Consider the following 8,122-nt stretch of genomic DNA (forward strand, 5'->3'; position numbering starts at 1 on the left):
TGTAAGGGAGGGCTTGTCCTGACGCGGTTAAGGTCTGGGTATCGTCTGAGAACAACACCGTGTGCTTGTCTTTGTCATGCAAGAAGCAATAGAAAATGCCTTCTTCTGCCGCNAGACGCTGAAGGAAATCCAAATCYGTTTCRCGGTACTGGACACAATACTCACGGACTTGGGGTTGCCCAGAAATGGAAAAGGCATAGTCATCAATGCCCATTTCTTGCAAAAGGACACTCATGATTTCAGGGGCGGATTGCTGCTGGAAAATGCGGCTGTTGTGACGAAGCGATAAACGAGACAGGGCAGGGACCATCTCAAGGGCATAACGGGTATGACTAAATCCCGTATCACCGCGCGTAAAGCGGCGCACAATGCCATGAAAGCGTTGTTCTAGTTCGCCATTGTTCCACAGCATGAGGGTGACATTGCGGTCAACGACCTCGTCTTGGGAGACAGATTCATTGCGGCTGGCAAGTTTAAACTGATACAGAAAAGGCGTAGAGAGTGCAGACTCTCCCGAGAATTCGAGCACCGCAAAGGTGTCGTTGGGTAAGCCTTCAACAGCAAGAGTAAATTGGAGACCGCTTTCCGTAGCCATAAACCATCCCAGCAAGAACCTCTAGCACGAAGGCTCCTCACCATAACAAACAAGGAACAAAGTATCGTCAGGCGTCATTGCTTGACGACAAAACCCGCCCAGAAGGCGGGTTGTCTACAAAGGGCCTACGCCCCTTGCGAAGAAGCCTTACGCTTCAATCGGCGCACGCCAGTCATCAGCACCAGAAGTACCTGCTACTGTGTGTTCCCAATCAATCTTGCGGTACGCAACAGAAACAGTCACCAGCTGGGTGAACTCTTTCTTCTGTGCGTCCTGACAATGAGGCATTTGGCAATCGATATCGATGATGGTGCCGTCGGTCAGAATGGTAGAGAAGAAGTGCTCTTGCTTACCTTCCACCGAGGTGCGGTACCACTTGAGTTCAATCTTCGGCAGCATCTCACCAGACGCTAGCGAGTTGTACATCAGTGGCACGGCTTTGTTCAGTGCCACGGTGAACTTGAATGGCTTATGAACACGTTGACCAGAAGGCTGACCGCTTTGTGGGTCAGTCGGTACGGTGACGATGTGGTCAAAGGCTTGAACCAGCATTTGGTCTTCGTGGCCTTCCACGTAGATGTTACCGACAGAGTCAGCAGTGAACGCGCCAGCAGTGATGTTGCCCTGAGTTTTGCCTTCGATAGCGATATAACAAGGAGTTGGCATTGCGATGTCCTTATGCAGTGGATACCGACCCAAAGGGTCGGAATAGACGTTAGTTTTGATTACAACGCAGTAGATAACGCAAGGGGTGTGCCAGCTGTTGGTGTGAATAAAAACAAAGAGTTAGCTTACGGTAAGAAAATGAAGAGCAAGGAGTTGCTTAGGTGCTGGGCGAAAAGTTGCTCACTGAGCAAGAATTGGCCGATGCTCGGATAAGATTGTTTGCCAGCAAACCCAAGTTGTGATGACAGTAATTACATCAATGACGCAGTGATCAGACACATCAAAAGCACTTCATACTGGTAAGATTCAACAATAAAAAACGCCATTATCAGGGAACGAAATGGACGACATAATTTTTTCAGTGGGTGCGGTAACCTTCAAGTATTCGCTCACCGCCGAGCAAAAGAAATTCTTACGACTCACACAAGAAACCACGGTTGATCTCAACCAATGGCCAGTATTTGCGGATCATATTACCGACACGATCCATGCAGCGATCCCTGATGAGTTAAAACTACCGACAGAAAAACAACTCAAGTACGCCCAGACGATTTCGAAGGATTTGAAGGTTAAATTACCCAAAGATTATGATGAAAGTGCTTTGGCGTGTTTGTCGTTTATCGCCGACCACAAGCCAGCCCACGATAGGGTGCTGGCGGTGTTCAATGGGATTAAGGGGAAGTTGTTGGGGTGAGGTGAGTTCGTCGTCTGTACCCAAGGATTTAAGTCAGACGACGATGATTCAGTCATCACTTTGTTACCAGAGTTAATGCCAGTTGACTGTTTTCCCGGTCCATTTATGCACTTCTTCAGGCCAATGGTCTTTGATTGGATTGAAGCGAATTGCAAATTGTGAAGGAGAAATAAAAGGCAAAAGTCCATAAAAAATTGGCGATAAGCACCAACCAATAACTTTTGCCTTTGTGCTCCAATCGGGATTCGGAAAACCAAAAAGCACTCTTTGTTGCATATTTCCCGTTAGGACACCCTTTTCTCCTATGGTCATGAACCGTCGAACGAATTCCCAATAAACATATACCTCTCCATGCTCAGCCACAGCAGTTACCAAATTTAAAGCGATAGGCTGGTTCCCGCACTCCCCTTTTACACAGTGCTTGGGATATAGCCAAAGGTTCAGATTATATGCATCAGAAAATGCGCCATAACTAACATGATGTGGCGCATACATAGACGCGATTTCACACTCATTCCAAGGGATTCGGTAGAGGGCTTTTTTGTGGTAAACGTAGACTTCTTGGTTTTTGTAATGGAATCTAACCGGCGTCTTTATTGGACGGGCTATCTCGATAAAGCACAAAAGCATCAGAAAGATTAAAACGCCCAGTTCGACGGGTTGTAAGTAAAACCATGGAGTATCATCGCGAAACAGTCTGAATGTTAGATAGGTAAGTAAAAGGATTGGAAACATTATGAACTGAGAAAATCGAGTCAGTGTTTGTCGGTTATGTACACTGTTCACTCTCATATCAATGAAATCGCCATGCGTTCCCGCGGAGAAAAGGAGATAAGAGGCATCATAAAACCCTCCTTCATCTGTTTCGGATTCATCAACTAACTCCACAGTTTTGGCTGGAGGGCTCAGCACATCTTCCATGATATGGCTGGTTCCAAAACCCGTGCTAAAGCCCTTGCCTCTTCTCTTTATTGTATTTCTAAAATGAGGCGCGTAGCCTTCTTGTTCCGCTCCAATCCAAAGATCATCAGAAACTTTATTGATTCTATTTGGCATATTTCGCCTCAATTACTTTTTAACTTCAATTTCAGTGCTGACATCATCTTGCCAAAAAAGGGCAGCATCATCATCCAGTTCTACTGAATAGTTTAACGTTACGGGAAAAGAGCTAGGGTTTGCATAGCTAATATCGAAGCGGTACCCGTCATAATCCTTTTTCCATATACTCTCTTTGAACGCTGCCTCAAGGGCAAAACCGTTTTCAGAGGATGACTTCATATCAATTTTATTTGTCGAATGGTCAACGGATCCATCAGCATTGATAACCCGACCATATAAGAGTTCTGTTTTGTCGTCGATTACACCAAGGACCTTGAGAGAGATTTTACTAACATGGCTTTCATATCCTGGGAAATATATATTTAGCGAGAAGTCTTCATATTTATAGAACCAGCCGCTTTCATCATATGAGGAGTGGCTGAAAATGGGTCTGAACAGCTCATCGGTAAATGCCACTAACTCCTTGGTTTTTACTTTCTGTACATCTTCATTCGTGAGCTCTTTGAAGTATTCTATTCTTGCTGATGTATCATCAGGTAAGCTCTTCTCATAGGCATATCGACTGCCTATTCCCCAAAAAGATCCCTTGAGAAACGTTTCAAGCCTATTGTCTTCTATCCAAGCATGTATGAGATCTAAAGCAATGCCTACTACGGCAAGCACCAAAGCAATGACCCCAACTACAGTATTCACGCCTGGAACCAAGGCTGCAACAGCGAGAACTAAGGCTGCTGAGTTTACAATCATGGATGACACTGCAACAAATTTAGCGCCTAAGTTGTCCTGTTGTTCCACATCCTCAGACCAGTTGAAATAGCTTGTTATGGCTCCCAACAAGTTTCCGACGACCGGCAAAGCTCGGTATCCAAAGCGAGCAATTTGGGTTAAACGCCTTGTTACACGAGCTGAGTAAAGACCCAGAGTAGTTTGAGGTATGGGCATTGTTAGTTTAGATAGAGCTCGAGTTGATTTGACTCCAAACGAGCTTATTGTAGATTTGGCAGCGGCTTTCATTGCTTGTTCGTTATTCGCGAATTTAGCACTTTGGATGAAAGCTAGAGCAGATTGAACTAACCCAGTGAAACTATTTAACACCTCAAATGCTAGTTTTGCATCTTTCTCTTTTGTTGTTGCGACCTTATTGACGACGGAGATCATATTTGCCGCTTGAGCAATCAGCAGGAAACCAGTGAACTTGTTATTGTGCTTATCTACAACACCAGATAATTGTTTGCTCCATTGCGCGAGTTTACTATCAGGACTGTTGATGCCAGTTTTTTTCACATTTTTTACCACCCAATAGGCAAAACCTTCAAGGGCAGTGGGTTTGTGGCCCGGTTGGAGTGTTGTATCTAGCTGGTATAAATTTATTTTTACTTTAGGGTTAATGTATTTGGCTTTCTTTTTAACACCCCCCTTTCCTTTGCCTTTAGATTTTAACTTCTTCTTTTTAATATTTTTGGTCTTGGCTACGAGGATATGCTCTGCTGAAGCGGCAAATTGGACTGCGTTGAAGTCTTCGATATCTTCAAGGACATCATTCAATGAGGTAGTCATTACTCCATATTGATAACCATAACGCTCAGCCATCGCCTGATAGTAAACATGCCAAGCTGCTTCGTTTTCTGCATCTACAACAAATTGAGCAACCTTTTCGCCAATGGCATATTGAATACTGTCAGTTGCCTCTGAAGCAGCTTGGAGAAGCTGATTTTGGCTGCTAACTGCTTCTTCCCAATTTATCGAGCCAGCATCATAAATAAGCTTTAAATGTTTACTTATTTCTTGGTTGACAGCGTGTGCTACTCCTAATGCAGACCATATTTGTCCTCCAATGCCTTTTGAGGTCGGTTTTCCTGTATTTGTCGCGTGCTTTGCAAAGTCCTGTACCCATTCATCGCGGAGCTTCTTCCCGACTTCAGTTGATTGAATATTGCCTAGCATGTTGGCAACAGCGATTTCTTTTAGCTGAACTTGGTCTTTATCGAAAGGTGAGTATAGGGCGAGTGCAAAATCGGTGTAATCAGACTCTAGCCATTTTGTCCAATCTAGAGCGACTTCTTCCAAGCTTTTGCTGAATGTTGAAGTGAAGCTATCTCGCTCCTTTTGGAACTCATCCATTTCTTTACCACGAATAACTTCGCGATAATCTTTAATGATTCGGTCACGACGATCTTCGCGTGTTTTTTGAATTTCCTTGTCGGTAAGGTCGTAGTAAGTTGGAATTCCGCGTATTTGGTCCTTTGGATCATGGGTAACGTGAATACGTCGGTCTACTTGCTTACTAAACCCTTTCTGCGCCTCGCGATCGATGAGCATTCTTGTCGCGTTGGCAACTGTGTAAGGGTATTGGGTTTCTGAAATATGAGTGAGGCCAGCATCATATTGAGCATTGAAAAGTGTGCATATCTCGATGCTGATACCTATGGCATCAACAACTCCCACAGCAATGTGGCTATCTGGTGCTATGGATTGATACTTTGATAACAATGGTGGTGTAGACAAGTCTAGTGTTGGCCACAATGCCCAATCGAAATTAAGATAGTCACTCCAAAAATCCGGGCTGACCGTTGATAAGTCTTCAACCATTAAGCAATGCGGCTCTTTTCCCTTTCGAGCTCTTCTTACGCTAATTTCTTGCAAAAACTCTTTGCGTATTTCTTTATTCTCAATTAATCCGTCAACAAAGGCCTGATCCAATTTGATATGGGTCAGGAGAATCGAGAATTTGTCATTCTTTTCTTGAGTGATGACAGGAAAATTACCTTGTATTTCGGAGGGGGCTTGGCCGTAAACACACTCCGTATTTTGAGCTTCACCAGAGTCATCAAATTCCGAAAGAAGAACATAGTTATCTTTTTCATTGAACAAATATATGAACGCATTGATAACAGGGCGCATGATGTAATCATGCTCTATCAAACATGGAAGCCCCCTACCTACATCGGACGGTAGCATGAATTCAAACTCTACTTGCTTCACCGAATAGCGCATTGGGTGAATAACGATGAGATCATCATTTAATGGACAGGTAGACATCAGCGAGTCGATGCTATCAGCACTCGACGTAGTGGCCGCTTCATTTGCTTTATTAACCATTTAAAGACTCTCTCTGTTCATAAAGTTCTGTCGCTTTATTCAATGCGTTTTTAATTCGTTCTGAAGGAAGCATCGTGTCTTTACTGTCGAGGAGACTTTTGACATCACTGTGCTTTTCACCTTCCAATGCATCTTCCCCTAGCATGCAGAGAATATTGATAAAGCAAAGGCTTTCCATTTCGCTACTCAAACCATAAGACTGGCCTTGTTTCACATAGGATTCGATTTTTAGAAGCTGATCCTGAGGGGAGGCGAGGTAAAAATGTTCAGGGAAATGCTGGTTCACATGATCTAAAGCTCGATATTGAAAATGTTGTTTAGCTGCTTCGCCTAAAGCTGTTAACTGGTTGTCTGATAGTGCCATCCAACCTATGTCTACTTCTTCAGGAGGCTTTTCAAAATAGGTTATCTCTGTCATCTCCCAAACTCTGTCAATGCGAGACTGGCTCCAAATCTTGGTGATGGGTCCAAATAGTCGATGCTTTTGTGTGTCAGTGGAGGCCAAAGCAATTCGGCCTACAACGTGAGGCAGATAGAATCTAAATACCGACGTGTTCCCGTTGCCTAAATCGGCTTTGATAACTGTCTTTAAGTGATCTGCGACGTCTGAGGTTGATGCTTCTGCCTCAAATACTATCCCCCAATCATGCGGCTTTTTGTCCATCGCGGCATTGAGCAAAACTTGATTATTTTTTAACGGAAGGATAATTGGGCTCAAATTCGCCACGGTGTTAAGCACCGTACCACTGTAAATAATCTCGATGTCTTGATTGACTGCGAGTTCATAACTGAGTTTGACTGAATCCTCTATGACGGCGCCGTCGAGCAGAATGTAAAGTGGATTCTTACTCGGTTCTATGTCAGGCAAGTTCACTTAGCTATCCTCGCCTAGATCGATACATTCTTCACAAAGAGGTTTCCCCGACTTTCCAGCAGCAACGAGAGCTTTAGCTTGCTGAAGTAAAATCAATGGTGTTGCTGATTGTTGTGACGCCGTCGCTAAGTTCAGTACCGTTTCTTCTGGCGCAGTCTCCGCTTTCACTTGCCCAGGCAACATCGGCATTGCTCCACCAAACCCAGAACCAGAGCCTGCGTTGCCGCCTGAGTTGATATTAATAACGGAGCCGACGATATGAACGCCTGCGGGGTCGATCTTCACGAAGTTGCCCCCGACTTTAAGCGTGACTTCGGTATAGGCTTCTAGCACCGATTTGTGTCCGCTCTTTAAGTGGATTTCTGAGCCTGCTTCGTTAAGGAAACTGTCGCCGGCTTTGATGTGCAGCGAGCTGTCGGTGACGATGGTTTTGTCACCTTTGATGTGCTCTTTGCTTTGCCCATCTACTGTCAGGTGGTCATCCACCTTGATGTGTGAAAACCGCTCGTTCTCCACATCCAGATGCAAGTCATGTTTGATGTTGTCTTTGCGGTCGTTCTCGGCCAGCAAGTTCATGTCCTTTTGAGCATGCACATAGATTTCTTCTTGCCCCGCTTCATCCTCAAAACGCAGTTCGTTGAAGCCTTCCCCCTGATGGGTTTCGGTTCTTATGACAGTGCGGGTTTTGTTGGCCGGCAGCGGGTAGGGCGGCACATTGGTCGCGTGATACGTACGACCCGTGATAATGGGTTGGTCTGGGTCACCTTCAAGGAAAGAGACAATCACTTCATGGCCGATGCGCGGTATCGCCATCATGCCGTATTGGCCGCCCGCCCAGCCTTGGGAGACACGTACCCAACAGCTAGAGGCTTCGTCACTGTTGCCGTAACGGTCCCACGGGAACTGCACTTTCACGCGCCCGTGTTCATCACAGAAGATTTCTTCCCCTGCAGGGCCAGTGACAATCGCGATTTGAGGGCCGTGCACACAAGGTTTGGCCTCGGGGCATGGTCGCCAAGGGCGATGACCAGGAATGACCGAAAAGGTATTGTGGAAGGACGTCATGCCTTCACCGCCATGCTCTTCCAGTGCTTGCGGCTGCGTGCCTTCACTGTGCAGGGTCACCACAATCCAA

General features: G+C 45.3%; 7 protein-coding genes. 1 reads left to right on the plus strand and 6 read right to left on the minus strand.

Annotated features, from left to right (window positions below; all coding sequences use genetic code 11):
- The coding region (tssI, locus tag EQP46_RS00005) for a type VI secretion system tip protein TssI/VgrG (RefSeq protein ID WP_129491712.1) at positions 1-595 on the minus strand (595 nt) is incomplete at its 3' end.
- A gap of 147 nt (positions 596-742) precedes the next feature.
- Entirely contained in the window at positions 743-1,261 is a 519-nt protein-coding gene (locus tag EQP46_RS00010; protein WP_017015011.1) for an Hcp family type VI secretion system effector, read from the minus strand.
- Between the two features lie 340 nt (positions 1,262-1,601).
- Here EQP46_RS00010 and EQP46_RS00015 point away from each other — a divergent pair, with 340 nt between their 5' ends.
- The gene (locus EQP46_RS00015) at positions 1,602-1,955 is read left to right on the plus strand and encodes a hypothetical protein (protein ID WP_129491713.1); all 354 of its coding nucleotides are present in this window, start codon (positions 1,602-1,604) and stop codon (positions 1,953-1,955) included.
- Positions 1,956-2,027: 72 nt separating this feature from the next.
- On the opposite strand, the gene EQP46_RS00020 is transcribed toward EQP46_RS00015, so the two are convergent.
- The 4 genes from EQP46_RS00020 to EQP46_RS00035 all read right to left on the minus strand — a co-directional run.
- Positions 2,028-3,011: a hypothetical protein gene (locus tag EQP46_RS00020; protein ID WP_129491714.1), complete on the minus strand. Its 984-nt coding sequence runs from the start codon at positions 3,009-3,011 to the stop codon at positions 2,028-2,030.
- Between the two features lie 12 nt (positions 3,012-3,023).
- Positions 3,024-6,113: a toxin VasX gene (locus EQP46_RS00025; RefSeq protein WP_129491715.1), complete on the minus strand. Its 3,090-nt coding sequence runs from the start codon at positions 6,111-6,113 to the stop codon at positions 3,024-3,026.
- Positions 6,106-6,987 (minus strand): DUF4123 domain-containing protein, encoded by an 882-nt coding sequence (locus EQP46_RS00030; RefSeq protein WP_129491716.1) that lies wholly within the window; start codon positions 6,985-6,987, stop codon positions 6,106-6,108. Before EQP46_RS00030 ends, EQP46_RS00025 begins: the two co-directional genes overlap by 8 nt.
- Positions 6,988-8,122 (minus strand): type VI secretion system Vgr family protein (locus tag EQP46_RS00035; RefSeq protein WP_129491717.1); only part of this gene is annotated, 1,135 nt, incomplete at its 5' end.

Origin of the sequence: Enterovibrio baiacu (genome assembly GCF_004120195.1) — a bacterium.
GTDB classification, from domain to species: Bacteria; Pseudomonadota; Gammaproteobacteria; order Enterobacterales; family Vibrionaceae; genus Enterovibrio; species Enterovibrio baiacui.

What these genes read in the sequence shown, in the direction of transcription:
- EQP46_RS00010 (WP_017015011.1), bottom strand. Translation starts at nt 1,261, where the DNA reads ATGCCAACTCCTTGTTATATCGCTATCGAAGGCAAAACTCAGGGCAAC.
- EQP46_RS00015 (WP_129491713.1), top strand. Translation starts at nt 1,602, where the DNA reads ATGGACGACATAATTTTTTCAGTGGGTGCGGTAACCTTCAAGTATTCG.
- EQP46_RS00020 (WP_129491714.1), bottom strand. Translation starts at nt 3,011, where the DNA reads ATGCCAAATAGAATCAATAAAGTTTCTGATGATCTTTGGATTGGAGCG.
- EQP46_RS00025 (WP_129491715.1), bottom strand. Translation starts at nt 6,113, where the DNA reads ATGGTTAATAAAGCAAATGAAGCGGCCACTACGTCGAGTGCTGATAGC.